The 20,580-nt window shown below is 60.1% G+C and carries 22 protein-coding genes and 1 riboswitch; of the genes, 9 read left to right on the top strand and 13 right to left on the bottom strand.

What is annotated here, in order from left to right:
- Positions 1-93 precede the first annotated feature (93 nt).
- From AC13QO_RS05900 to AC13QO_RS05865, 8 genes are all read right to left on the bottom strand, one after another.
- The gene (locus tag AC13QO_RS05900; protein WP_488540139.1) at positions 94-1,983 is read right to left on the bottom strand and encodes a bifunctional sugar phosphate isomerase/epimerase/4-hydroxyphenylpyruvate dioxygenase family protein; all 1,890 of its coding nucleotides are present in this window, start codon (positions 1,981-1,983) and stop codon (positions 94-96) included.
- Between the two features lie 145 nt (positions 1,984-2,128).
- On the bottom strand, positions 2,129-2,857 hold the full coding sequence (locus AC13QO_RS05895) for an ABC transporter ATP-binding protein (protein ID WP_207242350.1): 729 nt from the start codon (positions 2,855-2,857) through the stop codon (positions 2,129-2,131).
- Between the two features lie 2 nt (positions 2,858-2,859).
- Positions 2,860-3,606 (bottom strand): ABC transporter ATP-binding protein, encoded by a 747-nt coding sequence (locus AC13QO_RS05890; RefSeq protein ID WP_488540138.1) that lies wholly within the window; start codon positions 3,604-3,606, stop codon positions 2,860-2,862.
- Positions 3,603-4,586 carry a branched-chain amino acid ABC transporter permease gene (locus AC13QO_RS05885; RefSeq protein WP_488540137.1) on the bottom strand — a complete coding sequence of 328 codons (984 nt, stop codon included), beginning with the start codon at positions 4,584-4,586 and terminating at the stop codon, positions 3,603-3,605. The genes AC13QO_RS05890 and AC13QO_RS05885 overlap by 4 nt, the downstream gene beginning before the upstream one ends.
- Positions 4,586-5,464, bottom strand: coding sequence for a branched-chain amino acid ABC transporter permease (locus AC13QO_RS05880; protein WP_488540136.1), 879 nt, complete (start codon positions 5,462-5,464; stop codon positions 4,586-4,588). Before AC13QO_RS05880 ends, AC13QO_RS05885 begins: the two co-directional genes overlap by 1 nt.
- 58 nt (positions 5,465-5,522) lie before the next feature.
- Positions 5,523-6,659 carry an ABC transporter substrate-binding protein gene (locus tag AC13QO_RS05875; RefSeq protein ID WP_488540135.1) on the bottom strand — a complete coding sequence of 379 codons (1,137 nt, stop codon included), beginning with the start codon at positions 6,657-6,659 and terminating at the stop codon, positions 5,523-5,525.
- A gap of 84 nt (positions 6,660-6,743) precedes the next feature.
- Complete coding sequence (locus AC13QO_RS05870) at positions 6,744-7,529, bottom strand: shikimate dehydrogenase family protein (protein WP_488540134.1); 786 nt, start codon at positions 7,527-7,529, stop codon at positions 6,744-6,746.
- Positions 7,530-7,747: 218 nt separating this feature from the next.
- On the bottom strand, positions 7,748-8,695 hold the full coding sequence (locus AC13QO_RS05865; protein WP_488540184.1) for a LysR family transcriptional regulator: 948 nt from the start codon (positions 8,693-8,695) through the stop codon (positions 7,748-7,750).
- Here AC13QO_RS05865 and AC13QO_RS05860 point away from each other — a divergent pair.
- The gene (locus AC13QO_RS05860) at positions 8,640-8,870 is read left to right on the top strand and encodes a hypothetical protein (RefSeq protein WP_488540185.1); all 231 of its coding nucleotides are present in this window, start codon (positions 8,640-8,642) and stop codon (positions 8,868-8,870) included. The genes AC13QO_RS05865 and AC13QO_RS05860 overlap by 56 nt on opposite strands.
- Positions 8,867-9,268, top strand: a complete 402-nt coding sequence (locus AC13QO_RS05855; RefSeq protein ID WP_488540133.1) for a GFA family protein — start codon at positions 8,867-8,869, stop codon at positions 9,266-9,268. Before AC13QO_RS05860 ends, AC13QO_RS05855 begins: the two co-directional genes overlap by 4 nt.
- A 17-nt stretch (positions 9,269-9,285) precedes the next feature.
- Here the strand turns inward: AC13QO_RS05855 and AC13QO_RS05850 are convergent, their stop codons facing one another.
- Positions 9,286-9,816, bottom strand: a complete 531-nt coding sequence (locus AC13QO_RS05850; RefSeq protein ID WP_085778378.1) for a DUF1003 domain-containing protein — start codon at positions 9,814-9,816, stop codon at positions 9,286-9,288.
- Positions 9,817-10,005: 189 nt separating this feature from the next.
- On the opposite strand from AC13QO_RS05850, the gene AC13QO_RS05845 reads away from it, so the two are divergent.
- Both AC13QO_RS05845 and AC13QO_RS05840 read left to right on the top strand, forming a co-directional pair.
- A complete protein-coding gene (locus tag AC13QO_RS05845) occupies positions 10,006-11,685 on the top strand; it encodes an NAD+ synthase (RefSeq protein ID WP_488540132.1) in 1,680 nt (559 codons plus the stop codon).
- Positions 11,686-11,800: 115 nt separating this feature from the next.
- The gene (locus AC13QO_RS05840; protein WP_488540131.1) at positions 11,801-12,628 is read left to right on the top strand and encodes a TolB family protein; all 828 of its coding nucleotides are present in this window, start codon (positions 11,801-11,803) and stop codon (positions 12,626-12,628) included.
- Here AC13QO_RS05840 and AC13QO_RS05835 read toward each other — a convergent pair.
- Complete coding sequence (locus tag AC13QO_RS05835; RefSeq protein ID WP_488540130.1) at positions 12,625-13,689, bottom strand: 3-deoxy-7-phosphoheptulonate synthase; 1,065 nt, start codon at positions 13,687-13,689, stop codon at positions 12,625-12,627. The two genes, AC13QO_RS05840 and AC13QO_RS05835, sit on opposite strands and share 4 nt — an antisense overlap.
- A 281-nt stretch (positions 13,690-13,970) precedes the next feature.
- Positions 13,971-14,156, top strand: a riboswitch (cobalamin riboswitch).
- A gap of 42 nt (positions 14,157-14,198) precedes the next feature.
- On the opposite strand from AC13QO_RS05835, the gene bluB reads away from it, so the two are divergent.
- Positions 14,199-14,888 (top strand): 5,6-dimethylbenzimidazole synthase, encoded by a 690-nt coding sequence (gene bluB, locus AC13QO_RS05830; protein ID WP_085778374.1) that lies wholly within the window; start codon positions 14,199-14,201, stop codon positions 14,886-14,888.
- A gap of 3 nt (positions 14,889-14,891) precedes the next feature.
- On the opposite strand, the gene AC13QO_RS05825 is transcribed toward bluB, so the two are convergent.
- Entirely contained in the window at positions 14,892-15,992 is a 1,101-nt protein-coding gene (locus AC13QO_RS05825) for a DUF2865 domain-containing protein (RefSeq protein ID WP_085778373.1), read from the bottom strand.
- 279 nt (positions 15,993-16,271) lie between these two features.
- On the opposite strand from AC13QO_RS05825, the gene AC13QO_RS05820 reads away from it, so the two are divergent.
- The 3 genes from AC13QO_RS05820 to AC13QO_RS05810 all read left to right on the top strand — a co-directional run bounded on the left by AC13QO_RS05820 (position 16,272) and on the right by AC13QO_RS05810 (position 18,318).
- Entirely contained in the window at positions 16,272-16,634 is a 363-nt protein-coding gene (locus AC13QO_RS05820) for a YciI family protein (protein ID WP_488540129.1), read from the top strand.
- Positions 16,631-17,869 carry an RNA polymerase sigma factor gene (locus AC13QO_RS05815; RefSeq protein ID WP_488540128.1) on the top strand — a complete coding sequence of 413 codons (1,239 nt, stop codon included), beginning with the start codon at positions 16,631-16,633 and terminating at the stop codon, positions 17,867-17,869. Before AC13QO_RS05820 ends, AC13QO_RS05815 begins: the two co-directional genes overlap by 4 nt.
- Positions 17,870-17,946: 77 nt before the next feature.
- A complete protein-coding gene (locus AC13QO_RS05810) occupies positions 17,947-18,318 on the top strand; it encodes a VOC family protein (protein WP_183700175.1) in 372 nt (123 codons plus the stop codon).
- A 93-nt stretch (positions 18,319-18,411) separates the two neighbouring features.
- Here AC13QO_RS05810 and AC13QO_RS05805 read toward each other — a convergent pair whose 3' ends face one another.
- The gene (locus AC13QO_RS05805) at positions 18,412-19,008 is read right to left on the bottom strand and encodes a demethoxyubiquinone hydroxylase family protein (RefSeq protein WP_488540127.1); all 597 of its coding nucleotides are present in this window, start codon (positions 19,006-19,008) and stop codon (positions 18,412-18,414) included.
- A 153-nt stretch (positions 19,009-19,161) separates the two neighbouring features.
- Between AC13QO_RS05805 and AC13QO_RS05800 the strand changes: the two genes are divergently transcribed.
- Entirely contained in the window at positions 19,162-19,689 is a 528-nt protein-coding gene (locus AC13QO_RS05800) for a ribonuclease H family protein (protein WP_488540126.1), read from the top strand.
- A 172-nt stretch (positions 19,690-19,861) separates the two neighbouring features.
- Here AC13QO_RS05800 and AC13QO_RS05795 read toward each other — a convergent pair whose 3' ends face one another.
- Positions 19,862-20,503 carry a GntR family transcriptional regulator gene (locus AC13QO_RS05795; RefSeq protein ID WP_488540125.1) on the bottom strand — a complete coding sequence of 214 codons (642 nt, stop codon included), beginning with the start codon at positions 20,501-20,503 and terminating at the stop codon, positions 19,862-19,864.
- Positions 20,504-20,580 lie beyond the last annotated feature (77 nt).

Here is a 20,580-nt window from a genome sequence, read left to right as displayed (position 1 = left end):
TGAGCCTGTAGTATCACCGATAACAGCTTCCGGTTCAACGCGGCGACGCGAGGAGATCGGCAGGTGTTGTCGAGGGGCAACAGCTTGGGGTCATCAAGCTTTCGGCATGCCGTCGGGCCTCAGATGCTTCTTCTGGGCTGCGATGCGAAAAATCGAATTGCCCGCTCCGTAGCCTGCATAGCCCCGACGCTGTATGATCTCGAAGAAGAAACCCTCGCCGAACGTCGGGCCATAGAGCTGGAAATACTCTCCGTGCTCGTCCCTGTCGTACAGGATGTTTTCCGCCTTCAGCCGATCGCTGACTTGCGTATCCAATCCGAAGCGCGCTTCGAGGTCGTCATAGTAATTCGGCGAAATCGCGAGTGGTTTGAAACCGTTCTGTCGCAGGCTGGCTGCTGTCGCGAAAATGTCGTCGGTATGGAAGGCAAGGTGCTGCACGCCGGAGCCGAACGTCTCGGCCATGAAATGGCCAGCCAGCGTACGCCTGTTTTCCGCGCCGTTCAGCGTAATGCGCAGCGAGCCGGATGCGTTTTCGATCACCTGACTGTGTACCACGCCAGCGGGATCTATGATGTCGACCATCGGCGTTTTCTGCGCTTCGAAGATCGCGGTGTAGAATAAAAGCCAGGTCGGCATCTCGTCATAGGCGACCGTCTGCGCAACGTGGTCGATATGGAGCAGATGGGCGGAAACGACCTCGGTTTCGTCTTCAACGGGCAAAAAATCGATTTCCGAAAACCGGCCGAGATTGCTTTTGTCATCTATCAGGTAGATCACTCCTCCGCCTACGCCGCGGATTGCCGGAATTTCCACCTCGCCCGGCATGACCGGTTGGCGGAAGGGCTCCGCGTCGAGGGCGACGGCACGTTCGAGAGCATTCGTGGCATCGTCGACCACCAGGGCGACCGCGTAAGCCGACGTTCCATGGATGGCAAATGAGGAGCCGGCAAAACCATGTCGATCCGTATTGATGATAAGACGTATGTCGCCTTGCCGGTAAAGGTTTACGTCCTTGCTCCGATGGATTGCCTCCTTGTGGAAGCCTAACGTTTCCAACATACGGACAAGGTCGGCCGCCCCTTCCTCGTCCGCCGAAAATTCCACGAAGGCAATGCCCTTGACGGTGGCGCGCGCGGGCATCGGCTGTATCGACAGATTTGGGACGGCGGATGCGCGGCGGATCTGATCGCCAAGATAGATCAGCGAACGATGTCCGTCGGTGGCGATCGAACGTGTGGAGCCTCCGCGGAACTGGTCGTTGAATATTTCCAGAGAAAAGTAGCCGTCATAGCCAGTATCGGCGACGGCGGCGGCAAAGGCTGCAACAGGGAGATCTCCTTCGCCGGGCATGTTGCGGAAATGCCGACTCCAATAAAGCAGATCCATATCGATCAAGGGCGCATCGGCAAGCTGCACCATGAAGAGCTTTTCCTTGGGAATCGATCGGATCGAGTTGATATCGACCTTGCGCGAAAGCGTGTGGAAACTGTCGAGGATCAGGCCGACATTCGGGTGATCGGCCCTACGTACGATTTCCCAAGCATCCCGATGATCGTTGATGTGCTTTCCCCAGGCGAGGGCTTCGTAGCCGACCTTCAAGCCACGCTTGGCCGCCCGCTCGCCGAGCTCGTGAAAATCTGCCGCTGCCCGATCAATGCCGCCGAGTGCGGCGGAAGAAACATTGGAACAAACGAGGATTAATTCGGTTGCGAGTTGCTGCATCACGTCGAATTTGCGCTCGGCGCGGTCGAAGGTGCGGCTGCGGAGGGGCTCCGGCATGCCCTCGAAATCACGGAAGGGCTGAAAGAGCGTGATCTCCAGTCCGTGGTCGCGGACCATCCTACCGACATCCGCTGGGCTCCCATCGAAGGCCAAGAAGTCATTTTCGAAGACTTCCACGCCGTCGAAACCTGCTCTGGCGATCGCCTCCAGCTTTTCCGGGAGTTCGCCGCTGGTCGATACCGTCGCAATCGAAGTTTTCATGGGGCAACTCCACTAGCAGCCAATCACCTTGCCCTTCGGATCCTAGCTCCACAGCGCTGGAGCCAGGACATCCATCCACCAAAGCCGCCGGCTCGCGCCGCACCGGATCGGGCAGTCTCCCAAGCTTGCGACGACGCCTAGCGCTTCAATGTGCATGTTCGGTCTCGATGTGGCCGCCGAGGAAGAGCTGGCCGACGCGCGGGTCGGCGAGCAGGGCGGTCGCCTTGTCGTGCATGCGGGTCTGACCGAGCTCGAGGACGAGGCCGTAATCCGACATGGCAAGCGCCGATTTGGCGTTCTGCTCCACCATCAGGATGGTAACGCCCTGGTCGCGCAACCGGATCAGGGTCTGGAAGACCTCTTGCACGAGATTGGGCGACAGGCCGATGGAAGGCTCGTCGATCAGGATCAGCTTCGGGTCGAGCAGGAGGGCACGAGCCACCTCCAACTGCTTCTGTTGCCCGCCGGACAGTTCGATGGCCTTGCGGTTGCTGAACTTGCGCAACATGGGGAACTGGTCCATCACCATGTCGATGCGCTGGCGCACTTTCGCCTGGTCGCTTGCGGTGATGCCGCCGAGCTCCAGATTATGGTAGACCGAGAGCTGCGGGACGACGTTGCGTCCCTGCGGAACGTAAGTGACGCCGTGGGCGATCATCTGGCGCGGCGTTTGCCGGGTCACATCCTTGCCGTCGAGCAGGATCTGGCCCGAATGAATGTTCAGGAGGCCGAAAATCGCCTTGAAGACGGTCGACTTGCCGGCGCCGTTCGGCCCGATGACGGTTGTGATGGACGCCTTCGGGATCGAGAACGACACGCCGTTCAGGATGGTGATCTTGCCGTAGCCGCCTTGGATGTTTTTCAGTTCAAGCATTTTCAGCCTCCGAGATAGGCATCGATGACGGTCTGGTTCGACCGGATTTCGCCCGGCGTGCCTTCTGCGATGATGCTGCCTTCGGCGAGAACGATGATGCGGGAGCACAGGCTCATCACGAATTCCATATTGTGCTCGATGACGACGAATGTCGTTCCGTGTTCGGCATTGTAGGCGATGAGCCGATCCTTGAGATTGGCGAGCATCGTCAGGTTGACACCGCCGGCCGGCTCGTCGAGCAGGACGAGGCTCGGCCCCGCCATGAAGGCCATGGCGGCGTCGACCAGTTTCTGCTGGCCGTATGAAAGAGAGCCGGCTAGCGTGTCTTTCAGGTGACTGAGGCGGAAGAAGGAGATCATCTTTTCGGCTTCCGCCGTCAGGCCGGCATCACCCGGTCCGAAGAGGCGCGACAGCATCGTGCCGTGATGTTCCTGTCCGGCAAGGATGATATTGTCCAGCACAGACATTTTCGGAAAGACCGAAAGCTGCTGGAAGGTGCGCCCGACCCCGAGCTTGTTGAGGTCGGAGGCGCGCATGCCGGAGACGTTCCTGCCGTTGACGGCCACGTCGCCAGTATCCGGGGTCAATTGGCCGAGGATGCAGTTGAAGAGCGTCGACTTGCCCGACCCGTTGGGGCCGATCAGCCCCAGGATCTCGCCTTTGCCGACTTCGAAGGAAACATTGTCGACGGCGCGGATTCCGCCGAAGCTCTTGCCGATATTGCGAACGGAGAGAATGGGCGCGTTCATTTCAGGCTTGCTCCTTCGGCCATGTCTGCACGGACCTGCTTTTTCGGCCAGAGTTTTGCGCGGATCCTGGCGCCGACGCCGATCAGCCCTGAGGGGACGAAAATGAGCATGACGATGACCAGCGCCGAATAGATGATGAGATAATATCCCTCGGTGAAGCGCAGGACCTCCGGAAGCAGAATGACGACGCCCGCTCCCACCAGCGGCCCGAAGAAATATCCCGCGCCGCCGACGATCACCATCAGCAGGATGCGTAGGGAATGCGCGAGCGCAAAGGAGCCGGGTTCGATGAACTGCACGAGGGGTGTGATCAAAGTTCCAGCCAGCCCGCCATAGGCTGAGCCGATGGCGAAGGCGAGCAGGGTGATGCGGCGAGTGTCGACGCCGAGGCTCTCGGCGCGTACGGGATTTTCACGCAACGCCTTGAAGGCGCGTCCCCACGGCGAGCGAACGATACCCCACATGGCGAGTGCTGCGAGCACCGTGACGGCAAGCGTGAAATAGTAGAACGGCAGCTGCTTCATCGTCGAGAACAGCCCGAAGTCCGGACGCGGCATGCCGACGAGACCAATGCTGCCGCCGGTCAGCCAATCCTCGTTCCTGAGGACGAGGAAGACGAGCGTGTTGAAGGCGAGCGTCACGAACGCCAGGAAGTGACCCTTGACGCGTAGCGCGGGATAGCCGAGCAGCAGACCGACGACGAAGCATGCGAAGAGAGCCAGCGGCATCGCGACGATCCAGTGCCAGCCGGCCAGCGTCAGCAACGCGGTGATATAGGCGCCGATCGCCATGAACGAGGCTTGCGCCAGCGAAATCTGGCCGGCATAGCCGAGCGTCAAATTCAGTCCCATGGAGGCGATGGTAAAGATCATCCACGATGTCAGCACATAGATGATGTAGTTCTTGTGGCCAATCGGTGCGGCGATGGCGAGCGCCAAGAGCGCGATGATTATGAGCAAGCGCAATTTGGGAGTCAGCATCAGACCGTCCTCCCTTCCGACGTTCCCAGGATACCTTGCGGCCTGACGAGGATGATGACGATCAGGAGAACCAGGGGCAGGGCGGCACGGTACTCCGCGGTGACGTAGGCGGCGGTCAGGTTGTCGAGAACACCGATTAGCAGCCCTCCGACCAGCGCGCCGCGAATCTGGTTGAAGCCGCCCACGATCGCGGCGATGAAAGCGATCAGGCCGAGCGTTTCACCATTCGAAAACTTGGCGAGATAGACGGGGGTGATCAGATAGGACGCGAGGGCGGCGAGCGCGGCATTGATCAGGAAGGTATAGAGGATCATCCGCCTGACATCGACGCCGAGGATCTCCGCGACGCCGGGATTTTGCGCGGTAGCCTGCATGCAGCGCCCGGTGCGCGTGCGGTTCAGGAACAGCGTGAGGAGGACGACGATACCGAGGCAGAGTACGAGGTTGAATATGTCCTGCATCGAAAGGATCGCGCCGAAAACGTCGATCGGGTCGTTCGGGAACATGGCGGGGAACGGCTGGGCTTCCGCCGAGTAGAACTCCTTCACGCTTTCCTTCAGCAGGATGCCCAGTGCCATTGTCGCGATGATCAGCGTGATACCGCCATGGGGAAGGATGGGCTCTACCATGAGCTTTTTGAAGAGGACGCCGAGAATGACCATCGATAGTACGAGGCCGGCCAGCAGGGCCATCCAGAACGGCATTCCGAGGATGCTCATGCAGGCCAGCACGAAAAAGGCAGGCAGCATCACGAATTCGCCCTGGGCGAAGTTAACGGTTTGCGCGGCCTGCCATACCAGCGTAAAGCCGATGGCGACGAGCGCGTAGATGGAGCCGGTCGCCAGACCGGACAAGAGAACCTGTAGGGATTGGGACATCGTGCCACTCTTTCGATGGCCGCGGCAGGAGAGGCTGCCGCGGCGAAGCGGAGGTTGATCAGTTGGCGGGGACCGTGCCGATGACAGTGGCCTTGCCGTCCTTCACCTGCACGATGAAGCTCGGACGCGACATTTCTCCGTTCTCATCCCAGCAGGTGTCGAGAAGGATCTGCGGATAATCCGCCGCCTTCAGGCACAGACCATGCATCTTTTCGGCGAAGGATTCACCGTCCAGCTCGCCGACCATCTCGGTGACGTATTTGGTCGTCCACGTTCCGATATAACCCTTGATCGCGTCATGGGTGGGCTTGCGCTTGAAAGTCTCCTCGAATTTCTTGTCGAAGGCGCCGATGCCCGGAACATCCGTTGCCGCGGCCGTTAGGCCGACATGGGCGATCGCGCCATCGGCGGCCGGGCCGGCCAGCTCCACCACCTTGGCTTCCGTAAGCGTAACCTCTCCGACGAGCGGCATGGCCAGGGACTGCTTCCTGGCCTCGATCAGGAAACGCGCCGATTCCTCCTGATTCATGTAGACGAAGACGGCATCCGGCTGGGCTTGCTTAAGTTTGGCGATATCGGCGGCGTAGTCGGCCTGGCCCTGTTCGGACGAGACGTCGGCGACGACCTCGATACCGGCTTTCTTCATCTCGCTTGCGAAAACATCGTGGCCGCCCTTGCCGAATTCATTGTTCACCCAGGCGATGCCAACCTTCTTGGCCTTGAGCGTGTCGGTGAAATAATTCGTCAGCGCGGGAATGCCTTTCTGGGAACCAGACGACGTGCGGAAAACAAAGGGATTGCCCTTCTGGACGATGCTCGGCGATTCCGACCCGACGAATTGCGGCGTGCTGTTCTGCTGTGCCACCAGCATGTTGACCATCGTCGAACCGGAATAGATCGTGCCGAGGATCGCATATGCTCCCTCATCGATCGCCTTCTGAACGAGTGCGCGCGAAACCTGAGGGTCGGTCTGAGTATCGTATTCGCCGAGTTCGATCTTCTTGCCGAGGATTCCGCCTTCGGCATTGATTTCCTCGACCGCGATCTTGACGCCGTCACGCCAGTTGGTGCCAGCAGGAGCGCCGGCGCCGGACAATTCGACGACCATGCCAAGCTTCACGGTATCTTCGGCTCGGGCCGCGCCCACTCCGATGAGCAGCGTGGACGAGATTGCGAGCAGATATTTACGGTACATGCAGTCCTCCCAGTAAAAACAGACCGGTTCTTAAGGGCGCCGTCTCCACGCGCCACCGGCCTTCACGTCAGCAGGAGACGAAAGTCAGTCTCGTTTCAAGCCTACTTCCCGTTCGCTCGGTCGCGTCAGCAGGAAGTCCACAAGCGTCGCGGCCTGCGCGTCGAACATTCCGGCACCCGTCATGGTTCGGCATCCGCGCCGCCGCGCCTCCTCGATCAGCGGCGGAACTTCCGGTTTTGTGACCACGCAGGCCACGAATTGTCGCGATTCCAGTTTGGATACATCGATCGGCAGGGGATCCTCCGGCCGCATGCCGAGGGGCGTGGCATTGGCAACGAGATCGTAGCCTGCCGGATCTGCGCTGCCGACGACAACCCGACCGCGATAATGCCTGTCAAGCTTGGCGATGACGGCATCTCGCCGCTCGCGATCGATGTCGTGGATCGCAAGCAATGACGCCCCGCGTCTCATGATTTCGAGCGCGATGGCCGATCCCGCCCCACCGCATCCGATCAGCAGGCATTTGCGGCCGGCAACGGCAAACCCCTGTCTTTCGATCCCGTCCAGATATCCCAGCCCGTCGGTATTGTCTCCGTGCCAGCCGTCATCCAGCCGCCGCACGACATTGGCGGCTTCCACGAAAGCAGCGCGATCCGTCGCCGTTGCACATAAACCGAATGCCTCCTGCTTGTGCGGAACAGTCACGAGGATTCCGCCGATGTTGCGAACCGTATGCAGCGCCTGGAAAAGGGTAGGTAGATCGGCGGCGGCCACATGCATCGGAACGACGACGGCTTCTTCACCCTGGTCAACCAGAAGGCGGGTGAGGACGCTTGGCGATCGCACCTGGTCGATGGGATCACCCACCACTGAAAAAAGCCTTGTGCTTCCCGAAGGAATGAAACCTGTCATCGATCGTCCATCTCATCGCTGGAAGTCGAGCATCGACCCAGCGGTTGGCCGATGTAACTCCCGAGAAAAATCTAGCGATAGCTGGCCGGTAGATCGAGTATCATTTTTGCAGCCTTCCATAACATGATGTTAATGGCGTGCGTAAGCCATAACGAACGGATGGTCAGCGGCTTCATCTATCGCGATGTTGCTGAAGAGGTTTTCCTTCGCTTCGAGGATCCGGCAGCCTTGATCGAACTCGCGCTTTTCATCTCGTGGCGCAAAAGCTGGCGAAAGTGCTCGGCATAAGCGGACAGGGGCAGGTCCCTGCGATAGGCGATGTAGGTATGAAAAATACTGTCGGCGTCGATTTCGATGCTCTTCAATCCCCGAACCATGCCATGCGCCACAGTGAATTCATCAATGATGGCTATGCCGAGACCGGCAGCGACAAGGCTGCAAACCGTCGTGCCGAAACGGGCCTTGATGTTCATCCGGTAATCGATGCCGTTGTTGATAAACATTGCCGCCATGATCGCCCCGTAGGGATCCTTGGGATTGATGCCGATCAGCGGATGGTCGGACATTTCCTGCGGTGTAATCTTGTCCTTTGCGGCTAAAGGGCTGGTCTCCGGAACGATGCATAACAGCCTGCCACTTGCCAGCGGCTCGAATTCTATCAGCGGATGGTCGAAGCGGGACGAGATGGCGACCAATTCGCCGCGTCCGAGCAGCAAGTAGTCGATCGCCTCTTCGATTTTGAGAATGTTGACGTCGAGCGAGAGATCCGGAAAGCGTTGCCGCAGCTTCGCGATGGCCCGCGGAACCATGACGTTGGCGATGCTCGGGACGGATGCGATGCAAAGCTCTTGGCTCTGGCCGCGGCCAAGGCCTGCCACGGCGGACTGCAGATCGTCGATTTTTCGGTGGACGGTGTCGAGCAGATCGAAGATGTTGCGTGCCTGCGAGGTCGGTACGTAGCGTCCGGCACGCCTGTCGAACAGCCTGATGCCGAGGGAATCCTCGGTGTATTTCATGAGGCGGCTGAGGCCAGGCGCCGAGACATTCAGCAGCCGTGCGGCGCCAGCGATGCTGCCGGTGACCATGATGGCCCTTATTACCTCAATTTGTCGTAAAGTCAGCATCGACAGCCAAGCCATGGTGAAATGCAAGAACGACCAGCATGCCTTACCGGCCAAAGCTTTCGCAAGAGTGGGATTGGCGGCCTTCAAGAATCCTGATCGTTCGTTCAGGGAAACGGATTTGACGCCGTCTGCGATCGGCGGCACCCTGGCGCAAGCAAAGGGAGACGACCTATGAGCGAAGAACATACAGGCGGCTGTCTTTGCGGCGCCGTGCGATTTTCAATTCGGGGGAAACCCGGACCTGTCGTCGGTTGCCACTGTTCGCAATGCCGCCGCCAGACGGGACTTTATTATGCTGCGGTCAACGTGCCGCGCGCGGCGCTTTCGGTGGAAGATCCCGGCGCAGTCCGGTGGTATCGGTCGAGCGGCGAGGCGCAACGCGGCCTCTGCGGCAATTGTGGCTCGGCGCTGTTTTGGCAGGGGGATGAATCACCGGAGGTTTCGGTCCTGGCCGGAGCCTTCGACGAACCGAGCGGCCTTTCCTTCAGCCATCACATTTATTGCACCGACAAGGGTGATTTCTACGAGATAACAGATGGTCTGCCGCAATATGACAGGTATCCGCCCCGTTGATTTGAGAGTGCCCCGCCTCAGGTCTTGGTCGCGAGCGCGGCGCTGAGACGAGCGACGTCTTCGCGCAGCGCCGTCAGCTCCGTCAGGACGCGCATATCGATCTTCTGGTGCAAGGAGAGCACTTCGAGTTCGGCCTTGAGATTGACTTCGTAATCCTTGGCCGCCTCGAAGCGGTCGCGCTCGGCCTGACGGTTCTGCGACATCATGATGATCGGCGCCTGGATGGCGGCGAGCATCGAAAGGATCAGGTTCAGGAAGACGAAGGGGTAGGGATCGAAAGCGCCACTCGCCAAAACGATGGTGTTGATCGCCGTCCAGACGACGAGGAAGGCCAAGAAGCCGAGGATGAACGACCATGAGCCGCCGACACGGGCGATGCTGTCGGCGATACGTTCTCCAAAAGAGGCCTCGGCAGAAAAGGCGGCGTTGACGTCGGTCGAGATGATCTTGCGCTCGTGCGCTTTCGCCAGCACGCGCTTTTCCGTGTCGCCGAGTTCGTCGGCCGGTTTGTCGAAATGATGGTGCACGAAGTTCGAAAAGTTATTCATGGCCTGTTTCCAATGACCGTTATCGATGCTGCCGCGTTCGTGCGTCAGTATTCCGCTCCGCCGGTAAATTGCAATGCATCGGTGCCGTAAGCCTCCAGCAGGCCTGTTCACAAAAAATTCGTGAGCCGGATGCAACGCTTTGGCCGCGAACGTGTTGCGGTAACGGGAGCCGCAGGCTAAACAAATGACATGACACAGGAAAACGCTCTCTCCGATATCTTCCGCATCGCTATCGGCCAGCTCAATCCGACAGTCGGCGATGTCGCCGGCAATCTCGCCAAGGCGCGCGAAGCCCGTGCCGATGCGGGCCGAGAGGGCGCGCATCTGCTCGTGTTGACCGAGCTTTTCATCTCCGGCTACCCGCCGGAAGATCTGGTGCTGAAGCCGGCCTTCATCCGTGCCTGCTGGAAGGCGGTGGAAAGCCTTGCGGCCGATACCGCCGATGGCGGGCCGGGCGTCATCATCGGTTTTCCCCGGCAGGACCAGACCGGACGCTATAATGCCGTCGCCGTGCTTGACGGCGGCAAGGTCGTCGCGGTGCGCGACAAGGTCGATCTGCCGAATTACGGCGAGTTCGACGAGAAGCGGGTCTTCGTGCAGGGAGCCATGCCGGGGCCGGTGAATTTCCGCGGCGTGCGGCTCGGCATTCCGATCTGCGAAGATATCTGGGGTGATCTCGGCGTTTGCGAGACGCTGGCCGAAAGCGGGGCGGAGATCCTGCTGTCCCCGAACGGGTCTCCCTATTATCGCGGCAAGGTCGATATCCGTCACCAGGTGGTACTGAAGCAGGTGATCGAGACCGGCCTGCCGCTGATCTATGCCGCCCAGCTCGGAGGGCAGGACGAGCTCGTGTTCGACGGGGCGAGCTTCGCCTTCAATGCCGACAAATCGCTCGCCTTCCAGATGAGCCAGTTCGAGACGGCACTTGCTGTGACGACGTGGAAACGTGGGGAAGCCGGCTGGCGCTGCGCCGAAGGACCGATGGCGCGTATTCCCGAGGGCGAGGAGGCCGATTATCGCGCCTGCCTGCTCGGCTTCCGCGACTACGTCAACAAAAACGGTTTCAAAACCGTCGTTCTCGGCCTTTCCGGCGGCATCGACTCGGCGATCTGCACAGCGATCGCGGTCGATGCTCTCGGAGAGGAGCGGGTGCGAACGGTGATGCTGCCCTATCGTTACACCTCGGAAGATTCACTGAAGGATGCAGCCGACTGTGCCAAGGCGCTCGGCTGCCGCTATGACATCGTACCGATCGAGCAGCCAGTAACCGGCTTCAGCAGCGCGCTGTCCAACCTCTTCGAGGGAACGGAGAGCGGAATCACCGAGGAGAATTTGCAGAGCCGCGCGCGCGGCGTCATCCTCATGGCGATCTCCAACAAGTTCGGCTCGATGGTGGTGACGACGGGCAACAAGTCGGAAATGTCGGTCGGCTACGCCACGCTGTATGGCGACATGAACGGCGGCTTCAATCCGATCAAGGACCTCTACAAGATGCAGGTCTATGCGCTGGCGCGCTGGCGCAACCAGAATGTGCCGCCGACTGCGCTCGGGCCGTCGGGCGAGGTGATCCCGCAGAATATCATCGACAAGGCACCCTCGGCCGAGCTTCGCCCGGACCAGAAGGACCAGGATTCGCTGCCGCCCTATCCCGTCCTCGACGATATTCTCGAGTGCCTGGTGGAGAAGGAAATGGCGGTCGAGGAGATCGTCGCGCGCGGCCATGACGTCGCCACCGTCCACCGCGTCGAGCACCTGCTTTATCTTGCCGAGTACAAGCGCCGGCAATCGGCGCCGGGCGTGAAGATCACCAAGAAGAATTTCGGGCGCGACCGGCGCTATCCGATCACCAACCGGTTCCGGGATCGCTAGCGCAATCGGGATCGCTAGCGCAATCGGGATTGCTGACGCGATCGGGATCGCTGACGCAATCGAGATCGCTGACGCATCTAGATCGCTGACGCAATCGACATATCAGGGAGGCAACATGCGCAGCTCGGTCGAGATCTACAATGTCAGGACGGGCAGGGCTCGCGAGGTCTGGCAGACGGACAGGCTGGTGGAAGCGCCGAATTTCTCGCCCGATGGCTCCTATCTCCTGCTGAACGGCGACGGGCTGCTCTTCCGGCTGCCGCTCGATGGCGGCGAGGTGGTGAAGGTCGATACCGGCTTTGCCGTCAATTGCAACAATGATCACGGCATTTCGCCTGATGGCACTGAGTTCGTCATCTCGGACAAGACGGAATTCGGCAAGTCGACGATCTATATCCTGCCGGTCGAGGGGGGCACGCCGCGGCTCATCACGCAAAACCGGCCGTCCTATTGGCATGGCTGGTCACCGGATGGCCGCCAGCTCGCCTATTGCGGCATTCGTGACGATCATTTCGACATTTATACGATCTCCGTCGATGGCGGCGTCGAGACGCGGCTGACGCATGGCGAAGGCCGCAACGACGGGCCGGATTATTCCGCCGACGGCCAATGGATCTATTTCAATTCCAGTCGCACCGGGTTGATGCAGATCTGGCGCATCCATCCGGATGGCACAGGCCTCGAACAGGTGACGTCGGACAATCAGGGGAACTGGTTCGCCCATCCGTCGCCCAAAAACGACAAGGTGCTGATCCTGTCCTACGATCCTTCCGTCTTCGACCATCCGCGCGATCTCGACGTGCGGCTGCGGCTGATGGATATGGACGGCGGCAACCTGAAGACGCTGTTCGAGCTTTTCGGCGGGCAGGGCACGATCAACGTGCCCTGCTGGTCACCTGATGGTGACGAGTTTGCCTATGTCAGGTATTTTCCGGCGGCCTAAGCCGCTGCCGCTCGGCGCCGCCTGCGAGCGGCGTCCGCCAGATCTTCCAGCACACTCACCGACATCTCCCAGTCAATGCAGCCATCGGTGATGGACTGGCCGTAGACCAGCGGCTTGCCGGGAACGAGATCCTGGCGGCCGGCAACGAGGCTGCTTTCGATCATCATGCCCTTGATGTGGTGATTGCCCGCGGAGATCTGTCCCGCGACGTCCTTGACAACCCGTGGCTGGTTCATCGGATCTTTGCTGCTGTTGGCATGGCTGGCGTCGATGAGCATGCGCGGGGTGACCCCGAGTTTCAGGCATTCCGCTGTGACGGCTCCGACATCGGCCGCCTCATAATTCGGCCGCTTGCCGCCGCGCAGAATGATGTGGCAGTCTTCATTCCCCTTCGTCGAAGCGATTGCCGCCTGTCCGTCCTTGGTGACGGCCGGGAAGTGGTGCGGCTGCGAAGCGGCCAGGATCGCGTCGATCGCGACGCGAGCGCCTCCGTCGGTGCCGTTCTTGAAGCCGATCGGGCAGGAGAGGCCGGAGGCGAGCTGGCGATGGATCTGGCTCTCGGTCGTGCGGGCGCCGATCGCACCCCAGCTGACGAGATCGGCAATGTATTGCGGTGTGATCGTCTCGAGGAATTCGACACCCGCCGGAAGGCCCATCGCGTTGACGTCGAGCAGCAGGCGCCTGGCAATTCTCAGCCCTTCCTCGATACGGTAGCTGCCATCGAGATGCGGGTCGTTCATCAAGCCCTTCCAGCCGACTGTGGTGCGGGGCTTTTCGAAATAGACGCGCATGACGATTTCCAGATCACTGGAGAAGCGCTGTCGCTGCTCGGCCAGCCGCGCGGCATATTCGCGTGCAGCAACCGGATCGTGGATGGAGCAGGGGCCGATGACGACGATCAGGCGGTCGTCTTCACCCTTGAGAATCTGGTGGATGGCATTGCGGTTGCTGGTCACCGTCTCGCTGACTGAAGCGGTTCGGGGAATTTCCGCGATGATATCGGCGGGTCTGGTCAGCGGGGTGATCTCGAGAATACGCAGATCATTGATGGTGTCGGGCAAGGCATGGCTCCTGTTTGGTCATACCGTGCGGAACAGAAAAGCCGCCAGGTAGACTAGCGGCTGTTCGGGTTGTCGTCGCGTTGAATTCAGTTACGCACAGACCCGCATCCGCTGGAAGCAGCGGTACGAATAAAATCGCGAGGAGGCGTAGGCTGAAGTCGTCGACATTGCGCGTATGTAGCGTCGCGGCCGCTCATTGTCACGCAAAATCTGCGAGGCGAAATCACGGGTTCGCCTCTTTGAGGCTGACGTGCCGACGCTTGCCTCCGTTCCGATTTCCTGAAATAGATGCGCCGTCAGGTGCCCGCCCTCGAGGCGGGAGAATCGGGAATCCGGTGCAAGGCCGGAACGTGCCCAACGCTGTAAGGCCGACGTCTGCCGCTTCATCACGCCACTGGCTTTGCCGGGAAGGCTGCGGCAGATGGATGAAGCCAAGTCAGAAGACCGGCCTGGCGCGATAGACCCAACCCGCGCGGACGGCGGGCGGTTGCGTTGTTGGGGATTTGACGATGCGACCCTTTGATGCGGATGCCCTTTCGGCGGTGTCCGGTTTTTCGCCGGCCGAGCGCGAAGCCGTGTATCACGCGATCATGACGCGGCGTGACGTGCGCAGCCAGTTCCTGCCCGATCCCTTGCCCGACGATGTCGTGGCACGGCTCTTGACTGCCGCCCATCATGCGCCCTCGGTCGGCTTCATGCAGCCGTGGAATTTCGTCCTGGTGAAAAGCGAAGCCGTGCGAGCACGCGTAAGGGATGCCTTTGCGAATGCGAATGAGGAGGCGGCACTGATGTTCGAGGGCGAACGCCGGCAGACCTATCGCTCCCTGAAGCTGGAAGGCATCGTCGAGGCGCCGCTCGGCATATGCGTGACATGCGATCCCACCCGCGGCGGCAGCGTCGTGCTGGGGCGGACGCACAATCCGCGGATGGATTCCTATTCGACCGTTTGCGCTATCCAGAATCTCTGGCTTGCCGCCCGCGCCGAAGGGGTCGGCATCGGCTGGGTCAGCATCTTTCGCGAAGGCGACCTGAAAACAATTCTTGGCATACCGGAGCATATCGAGGTGGTCGCCTGGCTCTGCGCCGGCTTTGTCGACCGTCTTTATGACGAACCGGAACTTTCGGTCAAAGGTTGGCGGCAGCGGCTGCCGCTCGAGGAACTCGTTTTCCACGACGGATGGGGACGCAACGACCCGTAGCAATTACTGCTGCTGTGGTTGCGGCCCCGGCGTCGCCGGATTGGCAAGGTCGATCGAGCCCTGGTCGCCGGCAAGGAATTGCGGGCCGACCTGACGAACCTTGTTCTGCGTGGGGTCGTAGGGACGTTCGGCAACGGATGGCTGCGGCGGGGCTGATGCTGCCGCAGTATCTTTCGTCGGCGGTTTAGTGCGGACCGTCGTTATCGAGCCCTGCTCCGGCGGTTCGCTCAGGGCCTGCTTGCCGCGCATCTCCTCGTAATAGGCGGTGAGATTGCAGGCGCAGGAATTTTTCTCGCCAGGCGCGCGGTTCTTGTAGACAAAAGCGTTCTTCATGGCGCTATAGGGCGCGCCCGTTGCGACCGAGATCATGTTCGAGGAGTCGGTGCTGGTCACGTCGCGATAGAAGAGCTCGGTTTCAATGCCGGGGCACATCTTGGCGCAGGTCTGGGCATCGCGGCCGAAATCCACCGAAGTGGTATTTGAGCTGATCGGGAAGAAGCCACCGTCGCAGCTGCGCACGCAGATGGTGCTGATCGGTGAAAACATTTCGGCCCTCGGCAGGCCGTAACGCAGATCGGTCTCTTCACCGCCGCCGAGCGGAATGAAGGTATCGGTGCGCATCGCCTGTTCCTCGACACTCGGGGCGGGGTCGTCTGCGCTACGCTCGGTCGGGGCATAGAAATTGTCGCTGTTGCAGCCGTTGCGTTCGAGTGCCGCCGTCAATTCTCGGCGCGCGTCGTCAGTGCCGTCGCCCTGGTTGCGCAGTTCGTCGCGGCGCTCCTGGAGATAACGGATATTGTCGATCATCCGGGCTTCGGCGTCAGAGAGTTCGGCGCAAAAATCGGCGTTGTCACTGCCAATCACGACCATGCTGCCGGAAGTGCATCCGTTATTGCGCAGATCGTTGCGGACCTTGCGCAGCTCGAGGTTCTGCTCGGCCATGGCATTTGCATATTGGCGCGCTTCCGGCCCGTTATTGCTACCGATCGATCGTGGCAGGTCGGCAAGGCGACCGCGCAAGTCGTTGCAAATAGCGCTGGTCTGTGCGGCGGCCGGTGATGCCAGCGCAAGCATAAGAGCAAGAGACAGATTTCGGCGTTTCACGGCGTCGTCCGGGAATGAGAAAATGTCGATCGGTCAAAGGTGGCGTCCATCCGCCGTACCTTGTCTCTTAACGTGTTTCTCTTAATAAGCTTGGATGAATTCCTAGCGCATTTTCGAGATTTTAGCCAGAAGATGTGGGTAATCTTCCGTTAGGTAAGTAGAACAGCATTGCACCCGGAGGCGGACACAGCAGCCGTCAACAGCAGTTCCCTTCTTCATACGAATTGTTATTCTTGGCGCTCGTTCCCGCGGGGAGTTGGTTTCACTGAGGATAAAGCGATGCGCTACATGCTGATGCTGCATGCGGACGAAACTGCCGGGAAGTCCATAGCGCCTGAGGACATGGGGCGCTTCATGGAGCAGATGCATGCCTATCAACAAGCGCTGGAGAAGGCGGCAGCATTTGTCTCCAGCAATGCGCTCGTCAGTTCCTCTGAGGCCAGTCTCGTTCGTGCTCAAGGAAACGAGGTCAGCGTTTTGGACGGCCCTTATGCCGATGTTCGCGAACAGTTCGGTGGGTACTTTATCATCGACGTCGCCGATATGGACGAGGCCAACAAATGGGCGGCACGCTGTCCTGCCGCGACCTGGGGAACGGTTGAGGTTCGTCGCATCAGGGATGCGTCGGAATATGCGGGATGACGGTTTCTGGTTCCAGCGTTGCCCGAGGTGTAGCAGAGCGGGTGGCGCGCGAGAGCTATGGACGACTCGTCGCTTACCTTGGCGGGCGTTTGGGTGATATCGCGTCCGCGGAGGATGCGCTCGCGACGGCTTTCCTCACGGCTCTCGCAAAATGGCCTGTCGATGGCGTGCCCGACAACCCCGATGCCTGGCTGTTGACCATCGCGCGCAGGCGCAAACTCGATGACTGGCGCAAAGACAAAGTGAAGGCGAAGAGCGCCGATCATCTTGCCCTCGTTACCGAGGAACTCTCGGCCGCGGCGGAAATGGACGAGGAGATTGCGGACAGGCGACTAGCGCTCATGTTTGCCTGCGCACATCCTGGCATCGATGCGTCGGCGCGAACGCCGCTGATCCTCCAGACCGTGCTAGGCCTGACCGCTGCGGACATCGCCGCGCGGTTTCTCGTCTCTCCGAAGGCCATGGGGCAGAGGCTTGTAAGAGCCAAGGCGAGGATCAGGGATGAGAAAATTCCGTTCCTCGTGCCGGAAAAGGAGGAACTGTCGGACCGCCTGCCGCCAGTACTCGCCTCCATCTACGCCGCCTATACCAACGGGTGGATCGACATCGACGGGGCGGAGGCGCTTGGACATGAGGCAATCTGGCTTGCAAGCGTGGTCGTATCCCTGCTTCCGCAAGAGCCGGAACCGAAAGGTCTTCTCGCGCTGATGCTTTATACGGAGGCGCGGCGATCGTCTCGCAGAGGCCCCGATCGCGCATTCGTATCGCTGGACAGCCAGGATGTCGGGCTTTGGGATCATGAGCAATTGCGCCTCGCTGAAGGTCTCCTCAGAGAAGCAAATGCAAACGGTCCGACCGGCCGCTACCAAATCGAGGCGGCCATCCAATCTGCTCATGTCGCGCGCCGTTTGAGCGGCATCTTAAACTGGCAGGCCGTGATTTCCCTCTATGACGTGCTGGGCAGGATTGCTCCGTCGCCCGTCGTGACGCTCAATCGGTCCGTGGCTCTCATGCGGATAGGGCAGGCAGAGGCGGCTCTTGCTGACATACATGCTCTTGCCGGGGATCTGCGAATGGCCGACTACCTGCCGTACTGGACGGCCCGCGCGCAGATTTGCGCCGATCTAGGCAGGCTTGTCGAGGCGGCGGAAGCTTTCACGGTCGCTATCGGATTGTGTTGGTCGGAGGCAGAACGACGCCACCTCGAAGAACAGCGCTCGAAAGTTTTGTATTGACGCGAGCTTTTTTTGCGCGGCCTGTCGAAATCGAGAACTCCTGCACGACATCCACTTGTCCAACCAAGGAGTACGACATGACCACCACTTCAATAATCGTCCAGAGCATCTTCGCCTCCGCCACCGTTTCCAACTTTGACGAGGCGCTCGTCTGGTATGAGAAGTTCATGGGACGTCCCGCAGACAGCAAACCGATACCGGGCATGGCTCAGTGGCGTAATATGGGCGAAGCCGGCCTGCAGGTCTGGAAGGATGACGAACGCGCCGGCAACGGGATCATAACGATCGTCGTACCCGAGCTCGAGGTTGAGCTCGAAAGGCTTTCGCACCAGGGCTTGCAACCCGCCAACAAAATCGAAGGCGACTTTGGGCGCGTGGCTCAGATATTCGACGGTGAGGGCAACCGGATCAACCTGGCCGAGCCTCCCAAACGATCTGCGAACAACTGACTTCGCCGTCTCCAGACCATTAAGCCTTGGGCCCAGAGCAATTTGGGCCAAGACCGGTGATAACTGAATGGCACGGAAGCGGCTGCCAGACCATCAAACACCCTTGGAGCGCGCCATTTCGGCGCGCATCCAGCTTGAGTCTCCCCATGTCGAGAGCCAGATCATCATGTCGGTGAGCGCGGCGACGACTGGCAGAAGCAGGGCGTGGCCGATGCCGCGTTTCGTCTGGTTGCTCTCAGCCTCCCTGAGATGCGCCAACTCCTCTTCCTGGATCGAGGCGATGAGGCCGTGAAGCTCCCGATCACGGGTCGTGAGGAATGCCAGTTGATCTTCGAGATGGCGGTGAACCGTGCTTTCGACCGCCTCGGTGCAGATCCAGACCATGTTGCGTCCACCGAGGGCCGTCAGCAAACCGAGCAGATAACCGCCGAGGCTCCAGAATGCCATGACGCGGCATGGTCTGGCATTCCTGGATGGCATCGCGTCGTGAAACAGGCGGCAATGCTCGATCTCGTCGTTCCGCATTTTGCGAAGTGCTGGCACGATATCAGGAAACAGCCGATCGGCCATCCAGATCTGCGCTCCGTAGATGCGAATTGCGCCGAATTCGCCGGCGTGATTGACCTTGAGAATGCGGCGAACGGTTACGGCATGATCGCGCTTGCCGGCGCTGCTCAACGGATTGTCCATGGCGCTGCCCCTCACAGTTTCCCATCGGCAGTAGGCGCTTTCTGTGCCACCGTCGTCAATAGTTGACACGAGGGGACGTGCAATTCCAATGTCGGCTTCGGGTGGCCGTCGCAAATCGCGCAGGTCAGTGCGGGGGGCGCAGCGAAGGCGAAAATGGCAGGCATTTGCAAGGAGCTAAGCTCCCCCATAACGACGGCCCCGACAGCCCAACACGGTCTCCACGTCTTCGTGGATGGTTGTTATGACCCCGGTTCCGGGCACGGAGGCTGGGCCTTTGTCGCCTATCGCGATTCTGTGGAAATCGCGTCCAGCTTCGGCGGTGTGCGTGATTCCGCCAATAATTCGATGGAATTGACCGCCGTCTTGCAGGCAGTCATGTGGATCAATAGCGAAGCAACGGGCGAAGCCGCGACCATCTGGTCGGATTCGATCTATGCCGTCAAAGGCTGCAACGACAGGCGGCACATTTGGAAGAATAACGGCTGGAAGAAAAACAATCCGAATGGGAACGCCCGCAGCCGGGCGATCGCTAATGCGGAACTCTGGAAAGCGGTCGATCTTCAGCTATCCCGGAACGCCCTCGTAACCATTGCCTGGTGCAAGGGCCATTCCGCCATATCAGGCAACGAACGCGCGGATGAGCTTGCGGATGGAGGACGGCTGTCGATACGGGGCGCGTGATATGGGGATATCCACTGGCTGCGGATGCCTGGGATGGCACGGCGTCAAAACTCCACGCGGCGCCATTGCATCAGGGCACAAGGCCGCCGCCAGAGATGGCATAAATGCGCCCTTCAGCGATTTCCGGTTATGTCCAAGTTTCAGCATCAGCTAACGGCGTCATCGAGGCCGATCAGGCTTGAAGAATGTGCCTGCGCGTCAGCTCCATCAGACCATCGGTATCGCGTCGCTCTATCGCATCGACCATCTGCTGATGTTCGCGGCCGGATTGCTCGATGCGGGCGCGCGTTCGCCACTGCGACACCGGCGCGGAGGATGTCCGCTGCCGAATTTCCGTGATCAGTTCCACGAGTTCCTGGTTGCCTGCGAGAGCAAGCAGATGGCGGTGGAAGGCGAGATTGGCTTCGTAAAGTTCGAGCGTGGTGCCGTTCAACACCAGATCGTCGAATCGTGAAGCCAGAACCCGCAACTTCGCAATATCTGCCTCGCTCGCATTCGCGACGATACGGTCGCTGACGGCGACTTCGAGGATGACGCGAATGTCGCTGACCTCCCGGGCGCGGCGCCCGTCTTGCTTATGGACGTGGTAACCACGATTGGGGACATGCTCCACCAGTCGCTTCTGCACCAATCTGTCGAGAGCTCTGCGTACCTCGGGTCGCGTACAGTTATACCGCCTTTCGAGATCGATCTGCTTCAGCCAGGTTCCGGGCGGGAGACGGCCGGCAAGTATGTCCTGGAGGATCAGTTCGGTCACATCGGAGGTTTGCGGCTCTTGTGCTTGCGCCGTCGCTCCGCTTTCCAGCGAATTCATGCAATTCTCCCCAGCCCGATTTCGGCGATGACTATCATAGCTCTCCCTCGGCCAACAACGAGGCCGATTGACAGCGT

It is taken from the genome of Rhizobium sp. CNPSo 3670, assembly GCF_057784555.1.
Note: the sequence above shows the minus strand (reverse complement) of the source record. Positions and strands in the feature narration are given on the sequence as shown.